23 protein-coding genes and 1 tRNA gene are annotated in these 25,819 nt (G+C 56.8%); 13 read left to right on the forward strand and 11 right to left on the reverse strand.

What is annotated here, in order from left to right:
• The first annotated feature begins 82 nt into the window (after positions 1–82).
• The 3 genes from N1037_01625 to N1037_01635 all read left to right on the forward strand — a co-directional run bounded on the left by N1037_01625 (position 83) and on the right by N1037_01635 (position 5,188).
• Complete coding sequence (locus N1037_01625) at positions 83–2,533, forward strand: FAD-dependent oxidoreductase (protein ID UWS79747.1); 2,451 nt, start codon at positions 83–85, stop codon at positions 2,531–2,533.
• Positions 2,534–2,768: 235 nt separating this feature from the next.
• Positions 2,769–4,019 (forward strand): FAD-binding protein, encoded by a 1,251-nt coding sequence (locus N1037_01630; protein ID UWS79748.1) that lies wholly within the window; start codon positions 2,769–2,771, stop codon positions 4,017–4,019.
• Entirely contained in the window at positions 4,016–5,188 is a 1,173-nt protein-coding gene (locus N1037_01635; protein UWS79749.1) for an alanine racemase, read from the forward strand. The genes N1037_01630 and N1037_01635 overlap by 4 nt, the downstream gene beginning before the upstream one ends.
• Before the next feature lie 220 nt (positions 5,189–5,408).
• Here the strand turns inward: N1037_01635 and N1037_01640 are convergent, their stop codons facing one another.
• Both N1037_01640 and N1037_01645 read right to left on the reverse strand, forming a co-directional pair.
• Positions 5,409–6,278, reverse strand: a complete 870-nt coding sequence (locus tag N1037_01640; protein ID UWS79750.1) for a site-specific integrase — start codon at positions 6,276–6,278, stop codon at positions 5,409–5,411.
• A 53-nt stretch (positions 6,279–6,331) separates the two neighbouring features.
• Complete coding sequence (locus tag N1037_01645) at positions 6,332–6,679, reverse strand: hypothetical protein (protein UWS79751.1); 348 nt, start codon at positions 6,677–6,679, stop codon at positions 6,332–6,334.
• Between the two features lie 155 nt (positions 6,680–6,834).
• Here N1037_01645 and N1037_01650 point away from each other — a divergent pair, with 155 nt between their 5' ends.
• From N1037_01650 to N1037_01685, 8 genes are all read left to right on the forward strand, one after another.
• On the forward strand, positions 6,835–7,257 hold the full coding sequence (locus tag N1037_01650) for a helix-turn-helix transcriptional regulator (protein UWS79752.1): 423 nt from the start codon (positions 6,835–6,837) through the stop codon (positions 7,255–7,257).
• A 4-nt stretch (positions 7,258–7,261) separates the two neighbouring features.
• A complete protein-coding gene (locus tag N1037_01655; GenBank protein UWS79753.1) occupies positions 7,262–7,558 on the forward strand; it encodes a hypothetical protein in 297 nt (98 codons plus the stop codon).
• Positions 7,559–7,654: 96 nt separating this feature from the next.
• Entirely contained in the window at positions 7,655–8,326 is a 672-nt protein-coding gene (locus N1037_01660) for a hypothetical protein (GenBank protein ID UWS79754.1), read from the forward strand.
• A gap of 134 nt (positions 8,327–8,460) precedes the next feature.
• Positions 8,461–9,639 carry a Fic family protein gene (locus tag N1037_01665; GenBank protein ID UWS79755.1) on the forward strand — a complete coding sequence of 393 codons (1,179 nt, stop codon included), beginning with the start codon at positions 8,461–8,463 and terminating at the stop codon, positions 9,637–9,639.
• Positions 9,636–11,324 carry a hypothetical protein gene (locus tag N1037_01670; protein UWS79756.1) on the forward strand — a complete coding sequence of 563 codons (1,689 nt, stop codon included), beginning with the start codon at positions 9,636–9,638 and terminating at the stop codon, positions 11,322–11,324. The genes N1037_01665 and N1037_01670 overlap by 4 nt, the downstream gene beginning before the upstream one ends.
• On the forward strand, positions 11,311–13,410 hold the full coding sequence (locus N1037_01675) for a hypothetical protein (GenBank protein ID UWS79757.1): 2,100 nt from the start codon (positions 11,311–11,313) through the stop codon (positions 13,408–13,410). The genes N1037_01670 and N1037_01675 overlap by 14 nt, the downstream gene beginning before the upstream one ends.
• A gap of 23 nt (positions 13,411–13,433) precedes the next feature.
• Positions 13,434–13,724: a HigA family addiction module antitoxin gene (locus tag N1037_01680; protein ID UWS79758.1), complete on the forward strand. Its 291-nt coding sequence runs from the start codon at positions 13,434–13,436 to the stop codon at positions 13,722–13,724.
• A 236-nt stretch (positions 13,725–13,960) separates the two neighbouring features.
• Positions 13,961–15,124, forward strand: coding sequence for an RES family NAD+ phosphorylase (locus N1037_01685; GenBank protein UWS79759.1), 1,164 nt, complete (start codon positions 13,961–13,963; stop codon positions 15,122–15,124).
• Positions 15,125–15,146: 22 nt separating this feature from the next.
• Here the strand turns inward: N1037_01685 and N1037_01690 are convergent, their stop codons facing one another.
• The 4 genes from N1037_01690 to N1037_01705 form a co-directional block, all read right to left on the reverse strand.
• Complete coding sequence (locus N1037_01690; GenBank protein ID UWS79760.1) at positions 15,147–16,670, reverse strand: relaxase/mobilization nuclease domain-containing protein; 1,524 nt, start codon at positions 16,668–16,670, stop codon at positions 15,147–15,149.
• Positions 16,664–17,092 carry a MobC family plasmid mobilization relaxosome protein gene (locus tag N1037_01695; protein UWS79761.1) on the reverse strand — a complete coding sequence of 143 codons (429 nt, stop codon included), beginning with the start codon at positions 17,090–17,092 and terminating at the stop codon, positions 16,664–16,666. Before N1037_01695 ends, N1037_01690 begins: the two co-directional genes overlap by 7 nt.
• A 41-nt stretch (positions 17,093–17,133) precedes the next feature.
• Positions 17,134–17,988, reverse strand: a complete 855-nt coding sequence (locus N1037_01700) for a hypothetical protein (protein UWS79762.1) — start codon at positions 17,986–17,988, stop codon at positions 17,134–17,136.
• Between the two features lie 155 nt (positions 17,989–18,143).
• A tRNA-Arg gene (locus N1037_01705) sits at positions 18,144–18,220 on the reverse strand.
• A gap of 235 nt (positions 18,221–18,455) precedes the next feature.
• Here N1037_01705 and N1037_01710 point away from each other — a divergent pair.
• Both N1037_01710 and N1037_01715 read left to right on the forward strand, forming a co-directional pair.
• Complete coding sequence (locus N1037_01710) at positions 18,456–19,415, forward strand: LacI family DNA-binding transcriptional regulator (protein UWS81289.1); 960 nt, start codon at positions 18,456–18,458, stop codon at positions 19,413–19,415.
• Positions 19,415–20,629: a winged helix DNA-binding domain-containing protein gene (locus tag N1037_01715; protein UWS79763.1), complete on the forward strand. Its 1,215-nt coding sequence runs from the start codon at positions 19,415–19,417 to the stop codon at positions 20,627–20,629. Before N1037_01710 ends, N1037_01715 begins: the two co-directional genes overlap by 1 nt.
• 41 nt (positions 20,630–20,670) lie before the next feature.
• Here the strand turns inward: N1037_01715 and N1037_01720 are convergent, their stop codons facing one another.
• The 5 genes from N1037_01720 to N1037_01740 all read right to left on the reverse strand — a co-directional run bounded on the left by N1037_01720 (position 20,671) and on the right by N1037_01740 (position 25,705).
• A complete protein-coding gene (locus N1037_01720; protein ID UWS79764.1) occupies positions 20,671–21,120 on the reverse strand; it encodes an acyl-CoA thioesterase in 450 nt (149 codons plus the stop codon).
• 175 nt (positions 21,121–21,295) lie between these two features.
• Positions 21,296–22,801, reverse strand: coding sequence for a TRAP transporter large permease (locus tag N1037_01725; protein ID UWS79765.1), 1,506 nt, complete (start codon positions 22,799–22,801; stop codon positions 21,296–21,298).
• The gene (locus tag N1037_01730; GenBank protein UWS79766.1) at positions 22,798–23,379 is read right to left on the reverse strand and encodes a TRAP transporter small permease; all 582 of its coding nucleotides are present in this window, start codon (positions 23,377–23,379) and stop codon (positions 22,798–22,800) included. The genes N1037_01725 and N1037_01730 overlap by 4 nt, the downstream gene beginning before the upstream one ends.
• A 77-nt stretch (positions 23,380–23,456) precedes the next feature.
• Complete coding sequence (locus N1037_01735; protein UWS79767.1) at positions 23,457–24,503, reverse strand: TRAP transporter substrate-binding protein; 1,047 nt, start codon at positions 24,501–24,503, stop codon at positions 23,457–23,459.
• Between the two features lie 503 nt (positions 24,504–25,006).
• Positions 25,007–25,705 carry a fumarylacetoacetate hydrolase family protein gene (locus N1037_01740; GenBank protein ID UWS79768.1) on the reverse strand — a complete coding sequence of 233 codons (699 nt, stop codon included), beginning with the start codon at positions 25,703–25,705 and terminating at the stop codon, positions 25,007–25,009.
• Between the last annotated feature and the right edge of the window lie 114 nt (positions 25,706–25,819).

Here is a 25,819-nt window from a genome sequence, read left to right on the forward strand (position 1 = left end):
GGGTAACTGGCGCTTTTGGCACCTTTTGTGACGCCTGCCTGTGATAATCTGAGTGGAATTCAGGTTCTTTCGGAGTGCTGACATGAGCGAACTTCCAACTCAGGCCCGTGTGGTCATTATCGGGGGCGGCGTTATTGGCTGCTCGGTTGCCTATCATCTGACCAAACTGGGCTGGACGGATGTGGTGCTGCTGGAGCGCAAGCAGCTCACCTCGGGGACCACCTGGCATGCTGCCGGTCTGATTGCCCAGCTGCGTGCCACCGCCAATATGACCAAATTGGCCAAATACTCCCAAGAGCTCTATGGCGGGCTGGAACAGGAAACCGGTGTCGCCACCGGCTTTAAACGCTGTGGGTCGATCACTGTCGCCCTGACCGAGGAACGCCGCGAAGAAATCTTCCGCCAGGCCGGCATGGCGCGGGCCTTTGGCGTTGATGTGGAAGAAATCTCACCTCAGGAGGTGAAGGCAAAATATGAACACCTGAACATTGGTGACGTAAAGGCCGGTGTCTGGCTTCCCAGGGATGGTCAGGGTGATCCGGGCAATATCGCCCTGGCGCTGGCCAAGGGGGCGCGTCAGCGTGGCGCCCTGATCAAGGAACGCATCAAGGTCACTGGCCTGTCAAAGACTGGCCGCCGGGTGACCGGGGTTGACTGGATCAGCGATGATGGGGCGAGCCAGGGTCATATCGCCGCCGATATGGTGGTGAACTGTGCTGGCATGTGGGGCCACGAGGTCGGTCGTATGGCGGGGGTGAATGTGCCGCTGCATGCCTGCGAACACTTCTATATCGTCACCGAAGCCATCAAGGGCCTGACCCAGCTGCCAGTGCTGCGGGTGCCGGATGAATGCGCCTATTACAAGGAAGACGCGGGCAAGATGTTGCTGGGCGCTTTTGAACCCAATGCCAAACCCTGGGCGATGACGGGTATTCCCGACAGTTTTGAATTTGACCAGCTGCCGGAAGATTTTGACCATTTTGAACCCATTTTGGAAAACGCCTGCAACCGGATGCCGATGCTGGCCGAGGCCGGGATCCACACTTTCTTTAACGGACCGGAAAGCTTTACCCCCGATGACGCCTATCATCTGGGCCTGGCGCCCGAGATGGACAATGTCTGGGTCGCGGCGGGTTTTAACTCCATCGGTATTCAATCCGCTGGCGGCGCTGGCATGGCGCTGGCGCAATGGATGGACGAGGGGCAGAAACCCTTTGATCTGGGCGATGTGGACATCTCGCGGATGCAGCCTTTTCAGGGCAACAAACATTACCTGTTTGAACGCTCCAAAGAGACCCTGGGACTGCTTTATGCAGATCACTTTCCCTATCGGCAAAAGGCCACCGCGCGGGGAGTGCGCCGCACACCGTTCCATCACCACCTGAAAGAAGAAGGCGCAGTGATGGGTGAACTGGCCGGCTGGGAGCGCGCCAACTGGTTCGCCAATGCGGGCCAGACGGCGGAGTATGAGTACAGCTGGAAGCGGCAGAACTGGTTTGAAAACGCCGCAGCCGAACACCGCGCCGTGCGCGAAAACCTCGGCATGTATGACATGTCGTCGTTTGGCAAACTGCGCGTCGAAGGGCCTGATGCTGAGGTGTTCCTCAACCATGTGTGTGGCGCCAACCTGTCGGTGCCTGCGGGCAAGATTGTCTATACCCAGTTCCTCAACACGCGGGGCGGCATCGAGGCCGACGTCACCGTCACCCGCCTTTCGGAAACCGCCTATCTGGTGGTAACTCCGGCAGCGACCCGCCTGGCGGATGAAACCTGGATGAGGCGTCATGTGGGCGATCACCGCGTGGTCATCACCGATGTAACTGCGGGTGAGGGCGTCTTGGCGGTGATGGGACCAAATGCCCGCAAGCTGCTGGAGCGTGTTTCTCCCAATGATTTCTCAAACGCGGTGAATCCCTTTGGCACCGCGCAGGAGATCGAGCTGGGCATGGGGCTGGCCCGGGTGCACCGGGTCACCTATGTGGGGGAGCTGGGCTGGGAAATCTACATGAGCGCGGACATGGCAGGCCATGCCTTTGAAACCCTGCACGCCGCTGGTCAGGACATGGGGCTAAAACTTTGCGGTATGCATATGATGGACAGCTGCCGCATCGAGAAGGGCTTTTGCCACTTTGGCCATGACATCACCTGCGAAGATCATGTGATTGATGCCGGGCTGGGCTTTGCGGTGAAAACCGACAAACCGGCTTTCATTGGCCGCGACGCGGTGCTCCAGCGCAAGGAAACTGGCCCCAAGGCGCGGCTCTTGCAGTTCAAACTCAGCGATCCTGAGCCACTGCTGTACCACAACGAGCCGCTCCTGCGGGACGGGGAGATCGTCGGCTATATCTGTTCGGGCAACTATGGTCATACCCTGGGGGCGGCTATTGGCATGGGCTATGTGCCCTGCGAGGGGGAGACGGCAGCGGAGGTGCTGGCCTCCAGCTATGAGATTGAGGTCATGGGGGTGCGGGTACAGGCCGAGGCTTCGCTCAAACCCATGTATGACCCAAAATCGGAGCGGGTGAAGGTCTAACCCAAGGGCGGGCAAAGCAGGCCATGGCTTTTGCTTTGCCCCGACCAGACCGGACGATTTGGCCCACTTGGTCCACTCCTTGGTCATGTTTCACCGGTGTTTGTCCCCGCGGTCTTTCGTCAGCATCAGCGAGGTGTGCTTGACGCATGGTCAGCATTGTTTGCACACCGGGGGCTGCGGCTAGACTAGGCTAGGCCAAAATGCGGGTCTGATAACAACAAGAAGGGGGAGGCTGATGTGGCGGAACTGGTCTGGCTGTGAAAGCTCAGAGGCGGCGGTTGTGGCACCGCGCACGATTGAACAGCTGCGGGAGGTTCTGGCAGCCCCCGATAAGGTTCTGCGCCCCGTGGGGGCAGGGCATTCCTTTACCCCCTTGGTGTCTGGGGGCGGGCGCATTCTTGACCTGAGCCAGATAAATACGCCCACCGTACTGACGAGCGCACCGGGCCGCGCGCGGGTCAGTGCCAATGCCCGGCTACATGACCTGTCAGCTGCTCTGCAGGCCAAAGGGCAGGGGTTCCGCAATCTCGGGGATATCAATGTCCAGACCCTGGCCGGGGCCATGTCGACCGCCACTCACGGCACCGGACGGGATCTGCCCAGCATCGCGGCGGAAATGACTGGTGCCCGGCTGCTCTCGGGCAGCGGTGAGCTGGTTGAGATCGCGGCAGAGGATTTGCCAGGGGTTCAGGTCGGCCTTGGTCTTTTGGGGATCTTGCTGGAGATTGAACTGAACACCGTTCCTGCATTTAATCTGCGCCGCCGTGTTGGGGTGCGGCCCTTTGAGGTGCTGTTGGAGCAGATGCATGGCAACTGGTCGGCGCATCGCTGTTTTGAATTCTTCCTGTTGCCCCATAGTGGCAAGGGGGTGCAGATTTCACATGACGTGACCGAGGCCGCGCCCAGCAAACCCCCGCTTGATCTAGATGCGCTGGGGTTGCAGGTGATGAAGGTCGCCAGCGCCCTGCGCCATCTGCACCCCAAAGCGCAGCGCGGGGTTTTGGCGCTGATGTTGAAACTGCAGGGGGAGGAGGACTATGTCGGCGAAAGCTGGCGCGTGCTCAGCTCGACCCGTGCCATGCGTTTTAATGAGATGGAGTATCACCTGCCACCGGATGTTGCCGAACCCGTATTGCGCGACATCATCGCGTTGATCGAAAGGCGCCACCCAGATGTCTGGTTCCCGATTGAGGTGCGCCAAACCGCCGGAGACACTGCCTGGCTGTCACCCTTTCAGCATGGCCGCCGGGTCTCGGTGGCGGTGCATATGCATGGGGGACAGGATTACACCGGGTTCTTTCACGATTGCGAAGCCATTTTCCGCAGCGCTGGCGGGCGGCCCCATTGGGGTAAGTTGCACAGCCTGCAGCGGCGTGATCTCGAAGATCTCTATCCTGATCTGGGCAAGTTTGACGCGCTGCGCGCCCGGCTCGACCCCAAGGACCGCTTTTTGTCCCCCGCCCTGGCCCGGATGTTTCGCCCATGAGCAGCGCAGAGAGCCTGCCAGATTTTGCGCTTTGGGATGGGGCGTTGCGGCAAGCAGGCCAGACCCTGCCCTGTCTGGTGCTGGACCGAGCGCGTTTTGTCGCCAACCTGGCGCTGGCCCGCAGCAGGGCGCACCCCGGCACCGGGCTGCGGGTGGTGGCAAAATCGCTGGCCGCGCTGCCAATGCTGGATCTGGCGGTGCAGCAGCTTGGCGCCGTGGGCGTGATGACTTTTTCTTCGGCCATGTTGCACAGCCTGCTGCAGGAACGTCCTGCGCTGGACCACCTCATGGGGAAACCCCTGCCCGTTGGCGCCGCTGCCGAGGTTCTGACGCAGCAGGCAAAGGCCCCGGATCAGGTGATCTGGCTGCTTGATACCGTGGTGCGGGCACAGCAATATGCAGAGCTTGCGCAGTTCTGCGGTATCCGCCTGCGGGTGGCGATAGAGCTGGACGTGGGGTTGCATCGCGGCGGTGTTGAGCCCGCCGCCTTTGCCGCGCTGCTGACACAGATCCAGCAAATGCCACAGCTGCAGCTTGAGGGGGTGATGGGCTATGAGCCGCATTTGGACAAGCTGCCGGCACCGCTGCGCAAGCGATCCATAGCAGCGGTCGAACAGGCGCTGCGCGGGGCGGCGGAGCTGCTGAAACAACGGGGGATTACCGGGCCGCAGGGGGCTGCACCACTGGTCAATACCGGCGGCAGCCTCACCTTTGACCGCTACGGGCCAGCGCAGGGGGTCAGCGAAGTCTCGCTGGGGTCCGTGCTGGTAAAGCCACAGGGTTTTTGCCGCCCCGCAACCCGTGGGTTTCTGCCTGCGATGTTCATCGCCACACCAATTCTTAAATACCGCGCCAACAACCCGTTGCCGGGGCTTGACGGATTAAACCCCCTGCTGACCTGGCGCCGCCGCGCCAACCTGGCCATCTATGGCGGCTATTGGAAGGCCTCGCCAGTCTATCCCCATGGCTACGGCTATTCTGGGATCTTTGGCCGCTCCTCAAATCAGGAGGTCTGGTCCGGCCCGCAACTCGCGGCGTCTCCGGTGGATCACTTTGCCTTTTTACACCCCAGCCAAAGCGAGGCGGTGATCCCCGAGTTCGGCGAAATCCTGGTGCTGACAGAGGGCCAGATCACCGAAACCTGGCCCGCGCTGAGCCCACGTCACTAGCTTTGCCGCCTTCCCCACGCAGCATTGGCGCGCAGGATGATGCCGGTGGACAAGATGATGCGGGTAGAAATGTGTGTGCAGGTCCTGCCTGTGGCGCTGCTGTGTTCAATAAAACCAACGGCGCTGGCGGCCCCGGCAGGATTCGAACCTGCAACCTGCCCCTTAGGAGGGAACCGTTCATAGCGTTATTCCTTCTGTGATTTCTTGCTCTTGTGTGTTTTTACAGTGTCCGCCTGTACGTGGTTTGTACGAAATAGGGCCCTGACATCGGCCTCATCCGTCTCTGCGTGGGCGTAAATGCGCATCGGCAAATTGGGGTCGGACCAGCGGCCAGCCTTGGCAGCGGTGACCGGGTCAACGCCTTGGCGCACGACCAATTCTGTGAAGAACCCATGCCGCCCTGCCGGGTGTGCCGACAGGTATGGAATGCCTGCACGCTTGCAGATCGTCTTCCAGCGCGTGTTGTAGCCGGTCGAACTGCCATAGCCAAAACGCGCGGTTTCATGAGCCTGCCAGTCTTGCGGTTCTTGGGTCGCTTGGCTGGCAAGGCCAGCAGTTCGTCCATCATCTGTGGGGAAACGGTGATCCAACTTTCGGGATGACCTTTCTGTGCCTTCACCCTGACCTTGTTTTCGGCGGGCCGCAGATCGTCTGGCTCCAATGATACGGCCTGATCAATCCGCGCCGCCGTCTCAAACATGAAGCGCACCAATGCAGCATTGTATGGATCAGCAGCCCTGCAAAACGCATCGATCCATTCCTTGTCCGCTGGTTTTCGCTCCACACGACTCGGTTTATTACGTCGCTTGTCTTGAGCGATCCGCTCAAAGTTGTCGTATGCCTTTACGCGGATCATTGGCGTGTTCTTCAAATCGTGGGCATTGTTGATCACTGCACAGGCGGGAGTGACAATTTCCCGCCACCACGTGTCTGTGCAAGCATCTGGCTTTAACTTTGGCCCCAGCTCCTTAAGCATCCTGCCCGAGATCGCGGACAGAGGCAGATCGCCGACTTCTTCGACAATGGGGATGAGCTGCTTCGCTGCTTTCGGTGATGCCTTGTAGATCAAGATCGCATCAGCGAAAGTCATGCGCGGTTCATCTCCGAAAACGTATCGATGAATTTGTGCCTCTGTTTCGCGGGCTACCCAGTCCCGTGCGCCTGCTTCTGTAGATGCCTTAGTGCTTCGCCGGTATGGGCCCGCGATACGCCTGCCGTTGTACTCGACCCAGCCTTTCGCCCAGTAAACTCGGCCCCTCTTGTAGATTTCGAGCGGCATGACTGACCTCCTTCAAAAATCGTATCGATCTGCGCGGGTGTGATCAGCATGGTCCGCCCAAGGCGGTAGAATGCCCCTGTTTCATTTGCCCGCTCGCGCAAGGTTCGCTCGGAAATTTCAATCTCTCGCTCGGCCATAATCTCAACCCACTGCGCTGGCGTCTTTCCAAGCCCCAGGATTTGCGAGCTGTCGGTTTTGTCGATTTCTGCCATTTCAGTCATCCTTGTTCGTTTGGGTTGAATTCGCTGTACGCATGGAATCGCTTGTTCTGCACCTTCTGACGTGGTCAGATGAGTTGAAACGTAAATATACGTCATTTTGTGCTATGTTTATACAAAATTGCGCAATGGTCAATTAGGAAACTTGCATGCCGCGAGAAGATGCCGAATTGTTTGCTGAGATAGGCGCACGCCTCGCGATCTGTCGCAGCGAAATAGGCGTCTCTCAGGCCGCGATGGCCGAAGCCGTTGGCGTCTCGCATAGAGCCTATCACAGCTACGAAAAGGGCAAGCGCGGCGTCCCGGTCGAAGCCCTAATCAAGATGCAGAACAAGTATGACGTTGACGTTGCTTGGCTGCTGCTTGGCACAAAATCAATCCGCGCCGGTCATGATTTCGATGCGCTGAAAAGAATTGAGACCTCGCTCGATCAGCACCTGGTGAGCGCTAACATCAAGATCAAAAGTGAGAAGCGAGGGGCCATCGTCGCGCGCTGGTACGAGTCGCACGTCAAGGGCCGGGAAGTAACGGATGATGAGGTCCACACTTGGATCGAATTCGCAAGGGAGTGAGAAAATGCAAAAACCAAGCGAGAACTGGAAGCGTATTCGCCGGGCAACTTTGGAACGAGCACAACGAACCGCTATAGACCCTTTATCGCCGCTCTATGACTTATACTTTGGCGTCTGTGCCGTTTATCTAGCGGGCTTCCTTCATTTCAGCTTCTTCGAACGCGGCACTGATTTCAGTTGGTTCACAGCATGCGTAGTCATCTGTGTTGCCGTGGCAGGCGCTCTAGTTCCTGTGCTGACAGGCTCAATTCTGACCTTGCATTTCGCGAGCAAGAAATTGGAGCGTTTAATTGCTGAGTGAGCAAAGCATAGTATGCCACTCCTCGGCTTTCCCGGCGATTAACTACCTACCCTTCAACGGGGTAAGAGTTTGGCCTAGAGGAACGGATTACTAGCAATGATATCTAGCAAACCGTTGATTAATCGCACTGAGATAGTACAAATTCACCTCGATCTGTTGGAAGAAGCTACGAACGAAACTGCTTCTGCCAAGCAGGCCATAAAGGCCAGCATATCGTTGAGGTTTCTCTTTGACGGAAACTTGAACCACGTAGCGCATGAAAACGGCCTAGATCTGAAAATAATGGCCCCAGATCTGCGAGAAGTCCCTACAAGCAATGCACTGCTGTTCGCATGCGGAGGCTACCAAATTGGCAAGCAAGAGATTCTTCCATATTATCTCTACCGAGAACCTGGACAAAACAGTCCCCACCGCCCTCAGTTTGAAAGAGAGAGAGCGGCTTCGCCACGCCACCACACGCAGACGGAGCAAAAATTGGGTATATTTATGAAGCAACCCTGCGTTGCTTTCGCTGGCCAGCAGTTTGATCGAGAAGCAATAGTTCGTTTCGTCGCCAATAAATGCGGTGGAGCGCATCACCATGACAACGCTAAGAAATTCGGGGAAATCGAGCACCGAATGGCAAGCATTGGTCATACCCTTAAGCTCCCATCTGGTGACGTCTCAGCGATTTTCCTTGAGACGTTGGGAACGGCTTGGTTTCTTCTAGGTTCGCCAAGCGTCCGCGAACTTCGGGCAACCAAACTCAACAAGGCCGGCGCGCCATGATTTATTCTCGGGTAATATAAATCTCCGGCACATGAACCGGCACAAAGCCAGCTCAATATGCACATTAACTTACTGAAAAATATGAATTTACAACCGGCATAAAAACCGGCACAGTACGTCGTATGGATGTAACTATGATGGAACCAATGCTGCCAGAAGATGCAGCCATACAGCAGCTCGAAGACAGCGCATTAAAACTTGTAGAAAGCGCTAGCGGGCTGGCAAAGCGAGTTCATCCCACTCTTCAAAAGTCAGTCGGTGATCTTGTAAGGTCAATGAACTGCTACTACTCGAACCTAATCGAAGGCCATAATACACATCCTCGAGATATCGAACGTGCTCTGGCAGACGACTTCTCAACAGAGCCGAAAGAACGTGATCTCCAACTTGAAGCTGTCGCGCATATCCATGTTCAGAAATTAATTGACGAAGGTCGTGATCCCGCCGTTTGGCCGACCACGGCGGCATATGCTCGTTGGCTACACCGAGAATTCTGCCAACTATTGCCTGAAGATATGCTTTGGATTGAAAACCCGAGTACTGGCGAGCGCCATCAAGTTGTTCCTGGGCAGTTCCGGCGCATTGACGTTGAAGTCGGCAAGCATTTACCACCTGCTTATGACGATGTCCCGCGCTTCCTCGCGCGGTTTGATCGAGCGTACGTTTCGCCGACATTATCAAGAATGCGTCAAATTCAGTCCGTAGGTGCGGCGCATCATCGCTTTTTATGGATTCATCCTTTTCTAGATGGGAATGGTCGGGTTGCGCGTCTGATGTCGCATGCGCTGCTCAAACGGCTCGGAATCGGGACAAGCCTTTGGTCGGTTGCTCGAGGTCTCGCGCGTGAAGAGACAGATTATAAGTTACGCCTTACGGCCGCAGATCATCCTCGACACGGTGACCGCGATGGCCGTGGAAACCTTACTCAGTCCGGCTTGCTCTCATTTTGTAAATTTTTCCTCGAGCGCTCAATCGACCAGGTAGAATTCATGGAAGGGTTGCTTGACCCGTCGGAGCTTTTGCGCCGCATGGAAATCCATATTGAGGAGGAAATTCGTGCTAAGCGGCTAGAGAAAGGAAGCTTCATGGTTTTGCGAGAAGCCGCGCTCGCCGGTCAGGTAGAGCGCGCCAAAATCCCGATGCTGACGAACTACGAAGAACGTGCCGCACGTAAGGTTACTTCGGCGCTTTTGAAACGCGGGATGCTGGTCACGGCAAACCATCGTGCTCCACTTAGACTCGCGTTTCCGACAGACGCGGTCGAGCGATGGTTCCCTCTCTTATATCCCAATACACCGGGAGACGCAGGATGAGCAGTCAAGGACCAAGTGTTCCCTTAGAAAGGCGTTTTTCCCCTACTTTTCGACCGTCTGAAGACGGAGATGCCGACCGCGAAACCGTTCAGCCAGACCTTTTTGGCAAAAGCAGCTTTGGATGGGAGGTCATCGAAGAAAAGCGGCGCTGTGTGATTATCGCGGACGCAGGCGCAGGTAAGACGCATGAAATGCTTGGACGCGCTCGTTATTCTGAGCAGCGCGGCAGGCACGCTTTCTTCATAAGGATCGAGAACATAAGCGAAGCCTTTGAAGCTGCGTTCGACATTGGAGACGCCGAAAGCTTCGAGGCATGGCTTGGATCAAACGATGATGCTTGGTTCTTCCTAGATTCCGTCGACGAAGCCCTTCTTAAAGACTCTCTGACCTTCGAAAGAGCGATGCAAGAATTTGCTACACGAATAGCAGACGCACGAGAACGCGCTTACATCATTATTTCGAGTCGTAGCTATGCGTGGCGGGCCTTAACGGATCGGCAGCTTTTGGAACAGCTATTGCCATACGAACCTCCCAAAGCTGAGGAGCTTGGCGAAGAAGATCTCGAGGAGGCCGCCCAGGCAGCAGCGTCTGATCCGAGTAAGCTTGCAGATTCGGTTGAGGTCGTCCTCCTTGACGATCTTGATGACGATGACATCAGGATGTTTGCCGCTCATCTAGGCGCTGCCAATATTGAGGAGATGATGAGCGAGATCAAAAGGACTGGATTGTCCACTCTGTCGGGCCGCCCCTTCGATCTACTCGGAATTCTTGCAAAGTGGCGGTCCGACCGAGAGCTAGGTGGTCGGCTTGGGTACCTTAGCCATAGCATTACGACCCAACTCGATGACATCGATCAGACTACTGGATCAATCGACAAAAGCAAACTTCGCGAAGCTACATGCTGCATCGCAGTTTCAGTGATCCTGACCGGCGAAGCTGAGATACGTGTTCCTGGATCCGACATCACTGACCGCGGATTTAACCTGTTGGAAGCGCTGCCAGATTGGCCCAAAGAGGATATCCAAGCATTGCTCGGATGCACTCTGTTCACTGATCCAGTCTACGGTCTGGTCAGATTCAGACATAGGGACATTCGCGAACTGTTAGCAGCCGAGTGGTTTGCTCAACACTTAGCGAAACCTGAGCGGAGAACAGAAATCGAAGCGATGCTGATCAGGGAGCAGTATGGGGAACGGATACTAACTCCACGCTTTCGACCGATTCTTCCATGGCTTGTATTGCTCGATGACGGAATTCGTCGTGAGGCGACTGCAATTCGCCCCGAAATTGCGGTAGAAGGCGGAGATGTAGCGAGTCTTCCAGTCGAGGAACGCAGAAGCCTAATACATAGCATTGTCGAACAGATCGCTCGAGGCGAAGATGATCGCGGAGCGCGCGACAATGAAGCAATTGCCCGAATTGCTCATGCTGATTTGACCACGGATGTCGCAACCTTAATTGATAAGCACTCCGAGAACGACGACGCCCTATTCTTCTTAGGTCGCCTGGTTTGGCAAGGTCAGATGACCGATTGCCTGCCTTTGCTCCTGGACATTGCTTGCAACAGGTCTCGAGGGCTTTATGCACGCATCGCAGCAGCTAGAGCCGTGTTTACCAGCGGCTCCGATGAACAACGCGACAGGCTATGGGACTCGCTCTTGGAGGTGCCAGATGGAGACCAATAAAATAGACCGACGACTTCTCGCAGAAATTCTGCACAACTGTGCGCCAAATCTTGCTAGCGTTGAGCGTTTGTTGGCGTCACTTGACCTTCTTCCTCCCTATCAAAGGTTTCAGACAAGTGGCCTTACAGAAGCGATCCATGCTTTTATCGACCGCCTTCCGACCGAGAGAGATGGAAGAAAGGGCCCGCTTGCAGCTTTGGTGAGTGGATTGAACGAGTTCCTCGACCGCCCGCCCGTTGCAGAGCGTAGAGAATGCCAAGTATCGAAAGAATTCGCTTGGCTTTTGGCCCCGGCCCTGCACGCAGTTGAACGTCTCGTAGTTCAACGTGCAACAGCAGCATTTGATCAGGCATCCATCGAAATCATGTTGAAAATTCCTGCGGCACGGTTCTGGCAAGATGTTGAATTCAGGGACCGCAAGGATGAACTTGCAGACCGTCTAGCAAGATGGCCGGAGTTAAATGACGTGCTATTTTGGAGTAGCGTGGAAGTAGTGCGCCGCCCATTAGAAGAAAAAGGGGAGCGACTTACGGACGACTGGCCCGTCCAGTACTTGGGGCACTTTTGGAGTTTCCGAGCTGGAGATTTTGACCGCGTGACGCGCTTCATCGCCGAACGTCCGATCGAAGACGACCAATTGATCGCTGTTTCGTTGGCCTATCGCATCTACAAATCATATGATTTGCCGCCTGCTTCGCTTGATGTCCTTCGGTCGGCGGTCAGCGGCGCAGCACCTCTTTCAACACGTTTGGAGGAGCTTCTGGATGCTTCCAAATCGAAAGAGGCAGAAGCGTTCGAAAGAAGAGAAAGAAAGTTTGAGCGTAAACAGGAGCGTAAACTCAGAAAGCAGGCCGAAGACAGGACGCGGTGGATTGGTGAACTGCAATCCAATCCGAACCGAATTCGAAGCCGAGAAGGCGTCGAGCCAGGCGAGATTACGTATGACCATCTCTGGTTGATGTCAGAGATTGAGAAAGATGGTCTGAGAACGGATCGCCATGGCGGAGCAGACTGGAAGGCTCTGATACCCGAGTTTGGCGAAGATGTTGCGCAAGCATATCGAGATGCGGCAATTGCGCATTGGCGGATCTACAAGCCGACCTTAAGGTCTGAAGGCACGGAATCAGACGGGATCCCTTACGCAGTCATCTTTGGGCTTGTTGGACTTGAGATTGAAGCAGCGGAGCAGGAGGACTTCTTAGGTAGTCTTTCCGAAGCAGAGTTCAGGCACATGTTGCGGTACGCAACATGGGAATTGAACGGTTTTCCGACTTGGCTCGAAGCGGCTAACAAGGTGCGTGGTGCTCTTGTGGTGAAGGCCTTGATTCCAGAAATTCGCTGGGAGTTTGAGAACTCTACGCCAGAAAAGACGCCACACCATGTTTTGCAAGACATCGTTTACCATGCACCCTGGCTTCACAGCGCACTGATCGAGCACATCTTGAGCGAACTCGAAAGGTCTGGGTCTATACATCCTGACACACTACGCCATTCTCTTCACATATTGCGAAGCGGAGGTGCATCTGGCGACAGCTTAGCAAATTTCGCGCGGGAGCGGCTGGATCGTGGCAAAGAAGTCGAAGATAAGGCAAGTATTTATGCTCTTTGGGTCGATACGGATGCCGAAGATGCTGTCCCGGCACTGGAGACGTGGCTGGAGAGCCAGGGCGACGCAGAGGCATCAAAGTCAGCGCAGCTTTTTGTCACGGCGCTGATGGGTGGGCGCCATGGTGCCGGAAGAGGTCCTGCCATGGGAAGTTATCGGACGGCTCAAATTCTTAAGAGCCTTTATGTGCTTATGCATCGTTACATCCGCTCTTCTGACGATATTGAGCGAGCGGGAACCGGTGTTTACTCGCCTGGGCTGCGCGACGATGCCCAAGATGGAAGAAACTCTATTTTCAACCTCTTAGCTGAGATTCCAGGAAAGGAAACCTACATTGCCCTGAAAGAGCTGGCTCGGGATCACCCAAACGAGGGATCACGCGATTGGATGGAAAAATTGGCTTACCGTCGTGCTGAGGCGGATGGAGACCTGCCGCCGTGGACTTCTGCGGATTTAGCCAAACTAGATCAGGTAAGATAGTATACCAATAAGAGGATACGCTGATGAGCCTGCTTGAAGAACCAATGCACCCCGGTGAAGTCCTGAAGGAGCTTTACCTTGACCCCCTGGACATGGGGGCAATCGCGTTTGCGCGGCGGCTGGATGTCCCTCGGACGCGCATCGAGCGGTTGATCAAGGGCACGACTGGGATCACGCCTGACACGGCTCTGCGCCTCGCTCGTGTTTTCAACACTACTCCGGCATATTGGGTCAACTTGCAGACGAATTACAACATGGCGGTGGCGGCCAAAGAAATCGACGTGTCTGGTATCGAGCCGCTCGTTGCCGCCTAGCGGACATCAGCCGCGCAAATATGTGAAATCCTGCGATTGTACTGAAGGGTTCTGTGACACAGAAAAGGCCGGTTCGAACCCAAGTTCGACCGATGCGACGTCGCTCTCCAACTGGAGTCATCCAAAGTCTTTGACCTTGGCTTATGACGACATGTGCTCCATAGTTTTTGATGCTCCATCTCCACATTAGCGATTAAAAACATTGGGGTTTTCTTTCTAAGATGCAGGAACACTGAATGGTTGAACAAGAAGATAGCTGGGAAGATGACAGCGTTAGCCTTTGCGCAAATTGTGCAAAGCACCCAGAAATATTAGCACTGGTTGAGAGTGACTTGGCGGAAGGCGTGTGTGGCATTTGCGCGTCCGACTCTGCTAAGGTTTTTAACCCTAAGAATTTTCAGAAAATGGTGAACCTTTTCAGAGCGTTGATCAGGTTTCATTTTAATGAGGATCAATACAACCACCACTGGGGAGGAACTTCGATCCAGAGCCTGCTCTTATCCGAAGATAACCCACTGGTGAGCAATGCTACCTCCGATGAATACGCCGATGCTTTTACCATACGAATTGAGGAGGAAGGTGGGGTCTATCCCGATTTTGACAAAGGTATTTGTCTATATGCAGGCAGCGATGAAGGTGGAATGCGGGGACTTCAATTCTCTCTTCAAGAAACCGTCTGTAAGCCCTTACGGGACATAGAGCAGGGTCTGACGCACAAGAATTTTCATTTGATCGAACCGGAGATGGAGGCACTATTATCCCGTGTCGAGAATGACCTCGATTATTGGATCGATGAAGGAAGTCTTTGGTTTCGCTCAAGAACGGGGGTCAGTGAAGAGTCGTATCACGTCGGTGCGGGAGAGGTTACACATATAGCGGTGCCATTCAAAGGTAACGAAATTGGAGCTCTCCCACCCCCTTCTGCTAACGCAGGCCGGGCAAATCGCCAGGGTGTCTCGGTGCTTTATCTAGCCAGTGATGTTGATACCGCATTATCTGAAATCCGGCCACATCCTGGGCATTTAATGTCAGTTGGCGGCTTTCGTTCGACAGAACGCTTGCGGATCGCCAGTTTTGATCAATCGATATCGAATTTTGCCTCTTGCGATCAGCGACTCGACGATTTTTCCATCGTTCATCATGTCGACGCCCTTCTTCGCGCGCCCGTCGTTCCGGAAGAGCGCCATCGTTATGCTGCAACGCAACTCTTGTCCGATTGCTTGATACGCCGAGGTTTTGACGGAATAGCATTTGGTAGCTCAGTTGGATCTGGCCGAAATATATGCATTTTTAACGCAGCCAAGTTCAAATTTGATGAGGACCAGTCTTATGTGAGGCGCGTTGATAGCCTGAGTTACTCGTTTTCTGATGTCGCTATGAAAATTCCATCAGATTTCTAGGACCGACCAACTCAACTTATCCCTAATGCGTCATCCCCCGGTCCATCTCGACCTCTCGCTCTTCTAGCTCTGTCTCAACCTCTCTTCGGCGGCCTTCACTAATTTCAAGCTGGTCTCGAGTTGCCTCCGCAGCTTCCCGTAGTTCGAGCCCTCGCTCAGCAAGCCGTGCAACGCAGCCACGGATGCCGTTTGCGATTGAATGAGCACCGACACGCAGGCGGCCAATCCATCCAGCTGGCTCTGCATCCTCGTCGTCGAGCGTTCCTCTAACCCGCTCAATTCCTTTGCTGAGGTTTCGCAGGCCGTCACCAACCGCTCGACGCAGGCGAGCAAGTCGCGTTCCAAGGCTGTCAGGGGTGTCGTCATCTAATCCTCCTCGATCTTGATGCAGGTCACTGACCTGCCGCCTAGTGTGCAGGTCCTCAGGCGCGTCTTGGTCGGGTCCAGCACCAGCCACGTCCCGTCCTCCCTGTCGATCCGCGTCAGGCCCAAGTCCGTCATCTCGGAGTTCGCCAGCATCAGCGTCCAGAGCAAGCTCGCCGTCATCATCGAGACGATCCCCGCCAAGAACGCCCCCGTGATCAGCCAGGGTGAGATCGTCAGCCAGCTCTTGTTCTGTCGCAGAAAGGTGCGGGTATCGATCTCGATTGTACGCTGCGCGTTGGTCGCAATGCTGTTCAAATCGGTCCTGAAGCTCTCCAGTTGGGATGCCATCGAGGCGGCGTAGTCCTGCCGGATCGTGTCCAGTTCCGCGTTCAGCTTCTCGCTCAGCCGGGTCGGCTTGCCAGCCTTCATGGAAAATCTCTCCTTTAAGACGCCAGCGCTCGTCGGTGTCGGGATCGCGGGCAGTTAGGTAGGCTTTGCCGACGCGGGGCAGGTCGAAGCCTGCATCGGCGAGTGCATCGAGCATGCTAGCGCGGTCAGTAATTAGGCCCACGCTGACCTGATCTAGAACCCACGAATGCAGCTCGTCGCGACCTTGGGCGCGTGTCGGGGTCTCGATGGTGTCGCGGACCTCTTGGGTGCGCTCCAGCTCCATCGGGTCGGCCCAGCCGTGGCGCTGGTTCATCACGTCGCGCAGGCTGTCGAAGGCTTTCTCATAGCCCGGCGGCGCGATGTTCAGGCTGCGGCCCGAGGTCAGCTCCAAGCGCGGTGTGCAGAAGTGAAGCTCAACGCGGTCTTCGTGGGTATGTCGGACCCAGAGCACCTCATATTGCGTCGGGTCCAGCCCCGCGAAGGCCAGCCGCTCGAAGTGGTCCATGACCTCGGCTTGCTGTTCATCGCTAGGGGCATCCTCGGCGGCAAAGCTGATCACGCCCGCGCGGTAGGTCCACTGGTGACGGCTGGCGTCGATCAAGGCTTCTGTGCGGTCGGGATTGCCGCGCAAGACCTCCGGCAGCGGGTCGCGGGTGACGGTCACCGGCTCGCCGTCTGCATCGCGGATCAGGTCGCGGTTGTCGTCATAGGCCAGCACCTTGTCCGCCACGAGGTAGCCGACCGGACCAGCGCCCGCGCCTTTGCCGTTGCGGAAGAACTTGATCAGCATCGGCGGGCGGCCTCGATGATCTGGGCAAGCTGGCGCTCGATGGTCAGCAGGCGGCGGGCAACGGTGAGCGCGTCCAGGTCGACACGGCTCACCAGCATCGCGCGGTTCAGCCAGCGGGCGATCTGGTTGAGGTTGCCACCGATGCGCCCGACAGCTAGCACCAGCGCTGGGTCAACGCGGGGGATCGGCTTGCGACGGCGGGCTTCGGTCAGGCCAAGCGCCTCGCGCATCAGGGTCGCAGCGGGCAGGCCAGCAGCCTCGGCCTTGGCGCGCAACTGGGCCTTCTCTGCTGCTGTGCACCGGAAGACGAAGGTCTCGGTCAGCGGCTCTTTGGTGCGGGCTTTTCCCGCGCCGGTGGGGTTCGAAGGGGAGGCTTGCCGCCCCTCGCAAGGTCCCGTGTCAGCAGCGCCAGCGTATGACATGGGTCGCCTTGCTGTTTGCTCTTCTGTCGGATCGGTAGCGGTCATGATCTGAGGCCTGCGGCTTGGATTTGGGCCTCGGTCACCATCTTCGACGCCAGCAACGCCGTGACCTGAGGGGCCGTGATGTGCTTGCACATCGGGCTGCGGTCACTGATCCAGCAGGCCAGCCGTGCATTGTGGTCGGCTTGCAGCGCCGCTGTCTTTTCTAGGTCCTCCGCTTGCTTCTCAACATAGGCCTGCCAGCGCCGCGACTGAAACCAGTTGTCAGAAAAGCAGACCTTGGAGCGGCTGAAACCTGCGCTGTCGGTGGCGTAGGCTTTGACGGCTTGTAGCAAATCCTCCGGCCTTATCCCTTCCTTCATGGCCTCTTCGATATGGGCAAGGCAGGCCTCTTTGCCGCGCAATCGGTCGGGCGGATAGGCTCCCAAAATCTTCTCAGCCTCTTCATACTCCGCCGCCTCGCGTTCGCGCGTAGGTGGTCTATGGACGGTTTTAGGGTGGTTTGGGGGCCGTGGTGGCCCCGGTACCCCGGCCACTGTGGCCCCCGCTCCGGGTCCAGTCTGGACGGGGTCCACTGTGGCCCCCGTCTCAATCTCGGGCTCAAGCGTGGGTTCCAGCGCTTCCACCTTCGCTAGATCGATCCGGTAAACGACGGTGAATCCGTTCTTGCAGGTCCGCGCGCCAGTCTCGATCAGGATACCTTCCCTCAGGAACTCACGCACGGTTCGCTTGACTGTGGTCTCCCCCAGCTCGGTGTGCCGCTGGATCGTTCCCTTCGAACACCAGATGCCTGAGCCATCGTCGCTCGCCTTATCCGCCAAAAACATGATGATCTGCTTGCGCGTTGCGCTTCCGAACTTTCGTTCCGCGCATGTGTTCGCAACCCGCCAGCTCATTGGAAGGCCCCAAACTGCGCAAAGACGTGCGAATTTTGTACAGGTTTTGTACGAGAATTCCGCTGTTTCAGCAGAATTCGGCCCGAAAGCTCGCGGGACTTTCTGCACGCTTCTGCACAAAGCCCTGTAAATAAGCCATATTTTTCAGGTGTTTTTGGTGACCCCGGCAGGATTCGAACCTGCAACCTGCCCCTTAGGAGGGGGCTGCTCTATCCAGTTGAGCCACGGGGCCGGGCTTGTTTACGCGATAGCAAATCCTCCGGGGTATCACAATGAGGCGTGGCGCCTTGGTTATTGATTATTCGACGGCTTTGTCGCGCTCCTTTCCTGCAACGCCCCATTGTACTGGGCGCGCGCACTGGCTAACCTTAAAAGCAGCAGAAAATATGAGGCCTTAGAACGTGACCACGGACCCCAAGCGCCCGCTCACCCTACGTGATGTATCAGAAGCCACAGGCGTGTCAGAAATGACCGTGAGCCGTGTGTTGCGAAACCGCGGAGATGTTTCTGAAAAGACCCGGGTGAAGGTTCTGACCGCCGCCAAGGAATTGGGCTATGTGCCCAACAAGATTGCCGGGGCGCTGGCCTCTAAGCGGGTCAATCTGGTGGCGGTGATCATCCCCTCGCTGTCCAATATGGTGTTTCCCGAGGTGCTGACGGGCATCAATCAGGTGCTGGAAAATACCCCGTTGCAGCCCGTTGTCGGGGTGACGGACTATCAGCCGGAGAAAGAAGAAAAAGTTCTCTATGAGATGCTGTCCTGGCGGCCCTCTGGGGTGATCATTGCCGGGTTGGAGCATACCGAAGCGGCGCGGGCGATGCTCAATGCCTCGGGTATTCCGGTGGTGGAGATCATGGACACCGACGGCAAGCCGGTGGATTCGATGGTGGGGATTTCGCATCGCCGGGCCGGCAGTGAGATGGCTAAGGCGATCCTGAAAGCGGGCTATCGCCATATCGGTTTCATGGGCACCAAAATGCCACTGGATCACCGCGCCCGCAAACGGTTTGAGGGCTTTACCGGAGCCCTGGCCAAAGAAGGCGTCGAGATCGAAGACCGGGCGTTTTATTCCGGCGGCTCAGCCCTGGCCAAGGGGCGTGAGATGACGCAAGAGATGCTGGAACGCTCTCCTGAGTTGGATTTTCTCTATTATTCCAACGATATGATTGGTGCAGGCGGGCTTTTGTATCTGATGGATCAGGGCATTGATGTGCCCGGACAGATTGGTCTTGCTGGCTTTAACGGGGTTGAGCTGCTGCAGGGCCTGCCGCGCCAATTGGCCACCATGGATGCCTGTCGGCTGGAGATCGGTCGCAAGGCCGCCGAGATTATTGCGGCGCAATTGGATGATCCCGAGGCGGCGCAAGAACACCATGTGACGCTGACCCCCACCATTTCTTATGGTGACACGCTCAAGCGGCGCTGATGGCTCTGCCACGTCTTGAAAATGCGGTGGCGCGGCGGCTGTTTATGGATCGCCACGCCCTGTTGGAACAGCCAAGCGGGGCCTCCAAAGGCGGGGACCTGTTGCAGCTGATATCCCGGCTGGGATTTGTGCAGCTCGACAGTATCAATACTGTGGCGCGGGCCCATGATATGATCCTCTATTCCCGCCGCCCCAGCTATCGTGCCAAACATCTGACGGATCTCTATCATGGCGGCGGGGCGCTGTTTGAGCACTGGACCCATGATGCGGCGATGATCCCGCTGGCGTTTTATCCGCAGTGGCATCTGCGGTTTCAGCGCGACGAGGCGCTGCTGCGCAAACGCTGGCGCAATTGGCGCCGTGACGGGTTTGAGCAGCAGTTTGACACGGTGTTGACCCATATTCGGGACCATGGGCCGGTCAGCTCGTCGGATTTGGGCAAGGGCGAGAAAAAGAGCTCGGGCGGCTGGTGGGACTGGCACCCGTCCAAGACGGCGCTGGAGTATCTGTGGCGCACCGGCGCGCTGACCGTTGTTGGGCGGTCCGGCTTTCAAAAACGCTATGACCTGACAGAGCGGGTGATTGACGAGGCGCTGCATGCGCCTGCGGCGCCGCTGGATCCGGCGCCGACGGTGGATTGGCTGTGCTCACAGGCGCTGGACCGGCTTGGCTTTGCCACCTCAGGTGAGCTGGCGGCATTTTGGGACACTGCCAGTGCTGCTGAGGCGCGGCAGTGGTGCCAACAGGCCAAGGCGCGCGATGAGATCGAAGAGATCGAGGTCGAGGCGGCAGACGGCAGCCTGCGCAAATGCTTTGCCCGACCGGGCACAGTGGATCAGGCGGCAGAGCTGGCACCTGCGCCGGGCCGGATGCGGGTTCTCAGCCCCTTTGACCCGATGCTGCGGGATCGCAAACGGGCTGAACGGCTGTTTGGGTTTTATTACCGCATCGAAGTTTTCACTCCGGCCCCCAAACGCATCTATGGCTATTATGTCTTTCCCCTGATTGAGGGGCAGCGCATGGTCGGGCGCATCGACATGAAGGCGGATCGCCCGGCTGAGTGTCTGCGGGTAAGTGCGCTATGGCCGGAGCGCGGCGTTACATTCACCCCTGCGCGCATCAAACGGTTAGAGGCCGAGCTGGAGCGCACCGCCCGTTTTGCCGGGCTTGGAACCGTTGACTTTGCAGCAGACTGGCTGCGAGAGCCGGTCTGATCCATCGGATGAGTGTTTTGGGTGAGTGCTATGAGTGAGCGCTATTCGGGCTGCAGGTTGGCTTCGATCACCGCGCGGTAATCCGCCGGGGCAGGACGGGCCTTGAACTCTGGCTGGGTGATGAAGACACAGGTGAACCGGCCTTCAAAACAAAGCGTACCATTCTGATGTGCATCGACGCGGAAGGTCACGGATTTGGTGCCGATCGCACAGGGCCAGACAGCGCACTCCAGTCGGTGGCGCGGCGTGACCGGGGAGCGAAATTCCAGGTTCATGCTGACAAAGGGGGTGCCGGTGCCGCGGTCCAATTCCATCTGAAACCAGCCGTCGCCATCCAGGTGGTGCTCCCACCAGGCATCAATCGCCTCGAGCGCAAATCTGGGCAAATGGCCAGTATAGGCGATTTGCGCCGGGTCACAGTGCCCCCAGCCAACCCGAATGCTATGAACAAAAGCCGGGCTGTCACCTGTGCTGTCAACCTGTTTGGACATCTGAATTCCTTGCCTCAACTGCCGGTGCTGCAACTGCCGGTGCGCCACCCTAACGATGGGGCAGTGATCTTTCAAACCGCCCCGATGAAAAGCCCCCTCCCAGCCAAGCTGGAAGAGGGCGCTGTTTGTCCGTGCCGTGCCAGGAATTTTCCGGGCCGATTTGCTGTGTTGGGCTTTAGTACAAAAGATACAGCGGCAGCAGGGTGATGAAGGGGAAGAGCACCAGGATAATCACGCGGATGATATCGGAGGCGACAAAGAACATCACCGCCTTGTAGGTGTCGATCATCTTGGTCTTGCGATCCATCGCGTTGATGATGAACAGGTTCATCCCAACCGGCGGAGTGATCAGGCCGACCTCGACCACGATGAGCACCAGAATACCAAACCAGATGGCGACATACTCGGACTCGATGCGGTTGACGCGCCCCTCGGTCACCCGAATGCCCAGCTCTTTCATCTGTTCCCGGGTCAGCTCAGTACCGGTGGCAATGGCATCTTGAATTGAGGCGAGCATCTCTGCTCCCATGCCATCGGGTATGCCGTTGTTCAGCACCTCCATTGCGGCACTTGCTTGCATGTCGATAAGCGACAGCAGGCCAAAATCCATCACCGAAATCACCGGGAAAAAGATTGGAATGGTCAGCAGGATCATCGACAGACTGTCCATCAGGCAGCCAAAGACCAGATAGAAGGCCAGGATCAGCGCCAGCACCATCCAGGGGCTAAAGCCCTGGCTGACCACAAAATCAGCCAGCTCTTGCGGCACTTTGGTCAGGGCGAGAAAGCCATTGTAAAAGCCTGCCCCCAGGACGATGAAAAAGATCATCGCGGTGGAGCGTGCTGTCACCATAAAGCTGTCGACCAGATTTTCACGATCCAGCCCACCGTTCATCCAGGCGATGAAACCGGTACCCGTGGCGCCAACAGCGGCGCCTTCGGTTGGGGTGAACAAGCCGCCATAGATGCCGCCAACAACCAGGCCAAAAACTGTCAGTACCGGCCAGACCTTGATCAGATTGGCAAAGCGCTCGGACCAGGGAATGGCCGGGCGGGTGCCTGCGGCCTTGGGGTTCAGGCGCACGTAGATAGAAATCACGATGACATAGCCAATGGCTGCCAGCAGGCCAGGGATAAAGGCGGCGAGGAACAGTTTGGCGATGTTTTGTTCGGTCAGAATGGCATAGATCACCAGCACCACAGAGGGCGGGATCAGAATACCCAGGGTGCCGCCTGCTGCCAGGGTCGCGGTGGAAAACCCGCCGGCGTAGCCATATTGTTTCAGTTCGGGCAGGGCGACCCGGCCCATGGTGGCAGCTGTTGCCAGCGAGGAGCCACAGATGGCCCCAAAGCCAGCGCAGGCCCCGATCGAGGCCATGGCGACGCCGCCCTTTTTATGGCCCAGAAATCCTTCGGCTGCTTTGAACAAGGCCGAGGACATGCCGCCCAGGGTGGCAAAATGGCCCATCAGCAGGAACATCGGCACGATGGTCAGCGAATAGGAGGAGAAGGTCGAGTAGGTCTCACTTTTGAGACGGCCAAAAGCCACCTGCGTGCCATCGGTGACCATGATCAACCCACCAAGGCCGACCAAAAACATCGACAACCCAATGGGCACTCGCAGGAAGATCAGCACCATCAGAACAGGAAATGAGGCGATACCAATTTCAAGAGTAGTCACTGTTCACCCTCCACGCCGTCCCAGATCTGGATACGGCCGGTAAAAAATTCCATGGTGCGGACAGCAGCCATGTAGATGCCAAGGATAGCGGCGATGATTGCGCCAAACAGACTGGCGCCAAAGGCCCACCAGACTGGGAACTCCAGTAGAAACGACGTTTCGCCATTGCCAAACTTGCTGATGGTACCAGCCGCAAGACGCCAGGCGATCAGCACCAGCACCCCGGCAAACAGCAGTTCGGTCACCATGCGCAAAAAGCGGTTTACGCCACGTGGAAAGGAATTGGCGACGACATCAACTGCAGCATGGCCAACAGAGATCTGGCAAAGCGGCAGGAACGCAAAGATGGCAAAGGCAACGCCAGCTTCTACCAATTCAAAATCGCCGTTGATCGGCCCCACCCAGGTGATCATCCAGTTTGAAAAGCCCGGTGCAATTGATTGCATAACACCGCCGTGGAAGACGCCATTGAGCAAGCGGCCGATAATCGACAGGCAGGTCATAATGATCAGAAGAGAGAGGACCATACCGCCGATAATGGCCATGGATCTGGCCAGCCCCATCATGAGCTTGTGCATGGTTAAGAACCCCTTTTTTGTGCGCAAAAGGGCCGCGGCACCAAGTGCTGCTGCGGCCCTTTGACAATATTTCTAGCTTACTCGACGTATTGTGGCGTGTACTTTTCAATCAGATAAGAGGCTTCATCCAGAAGCGCCTGACCGTCGATGCCCTTTTCGGTCATATCTGCCAGCCATGTGTCGTAGACAGGCTGCGCCAGCTTGCGCCATTCAGCAGTCTGCTCTTCGTCCAGGGTGATGACGTTGTTGCCGTTATCCAGCGCCGCTTCACGCGAGGGGTCATCAGAGGCCGCCATGGTGCCACCGGCAAAGACCGAGAATTCCAGGCCGGAGTTGTCGTCGATTGCCGCTTTCTGGGCGTCCGACAGGCTTTCGTATTTTTCTTTGTTCATCGCCAGGACGAAAGTCAGAGTATAGAGCGCTTTTCCGGTGAACTCGGTGTGGTTTTCAACCAGTTCTGGAACTTTCAGCGCGGCAGTGACTTCCCATGGGATGGTGGTGCCGTCAATCACGCCCTTGGACAGACCTTCGGGGATTGCGGGAACCGGCATGCCAACAGGGGTTGCACCCAGTTGTGTCAGCAGCGAGTTGACCGACCGGCCACCGCCACGGATCTTCATGCCCTGCATGTCGGCAGGGGTGCTCACTGGATCGGAGGTATGGATCACACCAGGGCCGTGCACCCAGGTGCCAAGGATTTTGACGTCCTTGAACTCGGTGTCTTTCATGTGTTTATCGAACATTTCCCAATAGGCGTGCGATGTGGCACGGGCATTGGTCATCATGAAGGGCAGTTCAAAGACTTCGGTCGAAGGGAAACGACCGGGTGTATAGGCAACAACGGTCCAAACGATGTCTGCAACGCCGTCGATCGCCTGGTCCATCAGCTCTGGTGGCTTACCGCCCAGCTGCATCGAGGGAAAACGGTCAATGGTGATTTCACCACCGGAAGCCGCTTCGACGTTGTCAGCCCAGACGTCCAGGACCAACTTTGGCACATTGGCCTGCGCAGGCAGAAACTGGTGCAGTTTCAGGGTGACATTTTCGGCAAATGCCGAAGTGGCGCTCAGGGCGACGATGGCGGCGGCGCCAGCGGCTCCAAGAAGCTTTCTACGAGTGGTCATATGATTCCTCCCTTTGACCTTATAATTTACCATCCTATTGCCATCGGAAAACGATATTGCAACAGGAGGCTCGATTCTTTCCAGTTTGTTTCCAGAACGCTGATATTTCTTCGCGAAAGGAACGGGCTGCCCCTCTGCTATTGGGTGCATTTGTAACTATCAATGCCGGATTATGTATTTCTCACTCATGAATTCAGCGGTCAGAGATGTCATCGGTTCCCGTCCCCCAATATGACACAGACATGTTACGAATTTCCGGCCCCATCCCACGGTGTGATACATATCAGCACTATGTATCGCGTTTTTCAATCCCTCTTTGCCGGACACTAAGGCGACAAGAACGCACAGGCTGGTTTCTGCATTTTCCCGTGGCGCCCGTGCCGGTGCCTGTCGCTGCCAGAGCGGTTTAAGCTCTAATATGCAAAGCACAGGTGCCTTTGCGAATGGACCGAGCGCACATAGCATTGTACCTTTCGTACCTGATCACGCTCTATGGTTGAAGACTATGCGGCATCTGAGAGATGCAGCGAGATCGGAGCAAGACCGGTGATTCCACCCTGCATATGTTGCCCGGCCAGGGCGGGTCCGACCCCGGCAGGGGTGCCCGTCAGGATCAGGTCACCGGGACGCAAATGGTAGAAACCGGACAGGTGGCAGATGATTTCCTCAACCGACCAGATCAGCTCGGTCAGGGTGGCATCCTGTTTGGTGTCGCCGTCCAGCGTCAACCAAATCCGCTGATCCGCCACCGGCCCCCAATCGCTCGCCTTGGTCAGTGGGGCAAAGACGGTGCCCTGTTCCAGATCTTTACCCAGATCCCAGGGGCGCTGCTTTTTGCGCTCGCGGATCTGCAAATCGCGCCGGGTCATGTCCAGGGCGCAGCCATAGCCATAGATGGCGGCGCAGGCCTCAGCCGGTGTGGCGCGGAACACCGGCGCGCCAATGGCCAGGGCCAGCTCCATTTCATAGTGAAAGTTCTCGGTGCCGGGGGGGTAGGGGCAGCTTGCCCCGCTCAGCACCGCATTGGCGCTGGATTTGGTGAAATAGAACGGCGCCTCCCGGTCGACCTCGACCCCCATTTCGGCGGCATGCGCCGCATAGTTGCGCCCAACGCAGAAAATGCGACCTACCGGATAGCCGCGCTCTTCCCCGTGGACGGGAATGATCAGCGGTTCTGGCAGGGGGAACAGGGATTTGGTCATGTCATCGGCTCCTTTGGGACAAGACAGCGGTGTCCTGCCTATGTCCACCATAGGCAGAAATCGCGCAATGCCCATGTCAAAGCTTCAATTCAAAGCCCCTGCTAAAACCCCGGC

This window comes from Phaeobacter sp. G2 (assembly GCA_025163595.1).
In the GTDB taxonomy this organism is placed as follows: Bacteria; Pseudomonadota; Alphaproteobacteria; order Rhodobacterales; family Rhodobacteraceae; genus Pseudophaeobacter.

Excerpts from the sequence above, each read along its gene's own strand:
- N1037_01730 (UWS79766.1), bottom strand. The coding sequence starts at position 23,379 with ATGCACAAGCTCATGATGGGGCTGGCCAGATCCATGGCCATTATCGGC.
- N1037_01715 (UWS79763.1), top strand. The coding sequence starts at position 19,415 with ATGGCTCTGCCACGTCTTGAAAATGCGGTGGCGCGGCGGCTGTTTATG.
- N1037_01695 (UWS79761.1), bottom strand. The coding sequence starts at position 17,092 with ATGTCATACGCTGGCGCTGCTGACACGGGACCTTGCGAGGGGCGGCAA.
- N1037_01655 (UWS79753.1), top strand. The coding sequence starts at position 7,262 with ATGCAAAAACCAAGCGAGAACTGGAAGCGTATTCGCCGGGCAACTTTG.
- N1037_01700 (UWS79762.1), bottom strand. The coding sequence starts at position 17,988 with ATGAGCTGGCGGGTTGCGAACACATGCGCGGAACGAAAGTTCGGAAGC.
- N1037_01670 (UWS79756.1), top strand. The coding sequence starts at position 9,636 with ATGAGCAGTCAAGGACCAAGTGTTCCCTTAGAAAGGCGTTTTTCCCCT.
- N1037_01680 (UWS79758.1), top strand. The coding sequence starts at position 13,434 with ATGAGCCTGCTTGAAGAACCAATGCACCCCGGTGAAGTCCTGAAGGAG.
- N1037_01675 (UWS79757.1), top strand. The coding sequence starts at position 11,311 with ATGGAGACCAATAAAATAGACCGACGACTTCTCGCAGAAATTCTGCAC.
- N1037_01645 (UWS79751.1), bottom strand. The coding sequence starts at position 6,679 with ATGGCAGAAATCGACAAAACCGACAGCTCGCAAATCCTGGGGCTTGGA.
- N1037_01690 (UWS79760.1), bottom strand. The coding sequence starts at position 16,670 with ATGCTGATCAAGTTCTTCCGCAACGGCAAAGGCGCGGGCGCTGGTCCG.
- N1037_01710 (UWS81289.1), top strand. The coding sequence starts at position 18,456 with ATGACCGTGAGCCGTGTGTTGCGAAACCGCGGAGATGTTTCTGAAAAG.
- N1037_01685 (UWS79759.1), top strand. The coding sequence starts at position 13,961 with ATGGTTGAACAAGAAGATAGCTGGGAAGATGACAGCGTTAGCCTTTGC.
- N1037_01740 (UWS79768.1), bottom strand. The coding sequence starts at position 25,705 with ATGACCAAATCCCTGTTCCCCCTGCCAGAACCGCTGATCATTCCCGTC.
- N1037_01640 (UWS79750.1), bottom strand. The coding sequence starts at position 6,278 with ATGACTTTCGCTGATGCGATCTTGATCTACAAGGCATCACCGAAAGCA.
- N1037_01625 (UWS79747.1), top strand. The coding sequence starts at position 83 with ATGAGCGAACTTCCAACTCAGGCCCGTGTGGTCATTATCGGGGGCGGC.
- N1037_01665 (UWS79755.1), top strand. The coding sequence starts at position 8,461 with ATGATGGAACCAATGCTGCCAGAAGATGCAGCCATACAGCAGCTCGAA.
- N1037_01650 (UWS79752.1), top strand. The coding sequence starts at position 6,835 with ATGCCGCGAGAAGATGCCGAATTGTTTGCTGAGATAGGCGCACGCCTC.
- N1037_01735 (UWS79767.1), bottom strand. The coding sequence starts at position 24,503 with ATGACCACTCGTAGAAAGCTTCTTGGAGCCGCTGGCGCCGCCGCCATC.
- N1037_01630 (UWS79748.1), top strand. The coding sequence starts at position 2,769 with ATGTGGCGGAACTGGTCTGGCTGTGAAAGCTCAGAGGCGGCGGTTGTG.
- N1037_01635 (UWS79749.1), top strand. The coding sequence starts at position 4,016 with ATGAGCAGCGCAGAGAGCCTGCCAGATTTTGCGCTTTGGGATGGGGCG.
- N1037_01660 (UWS79754.1), top strand. The coding sequence starts at position 7,655 with ATGATATCTAGCAAACCGTTGATTAATCGCACTGAGATAGTACAAATT.
- N1037_01720 (UWS79764.1), bottom strand. The coding sequence starts at position 21,120 with ATGTCCAAACAGGTTGACAGCACAGGTGACAGCCCGGCTTTTGTTCAT.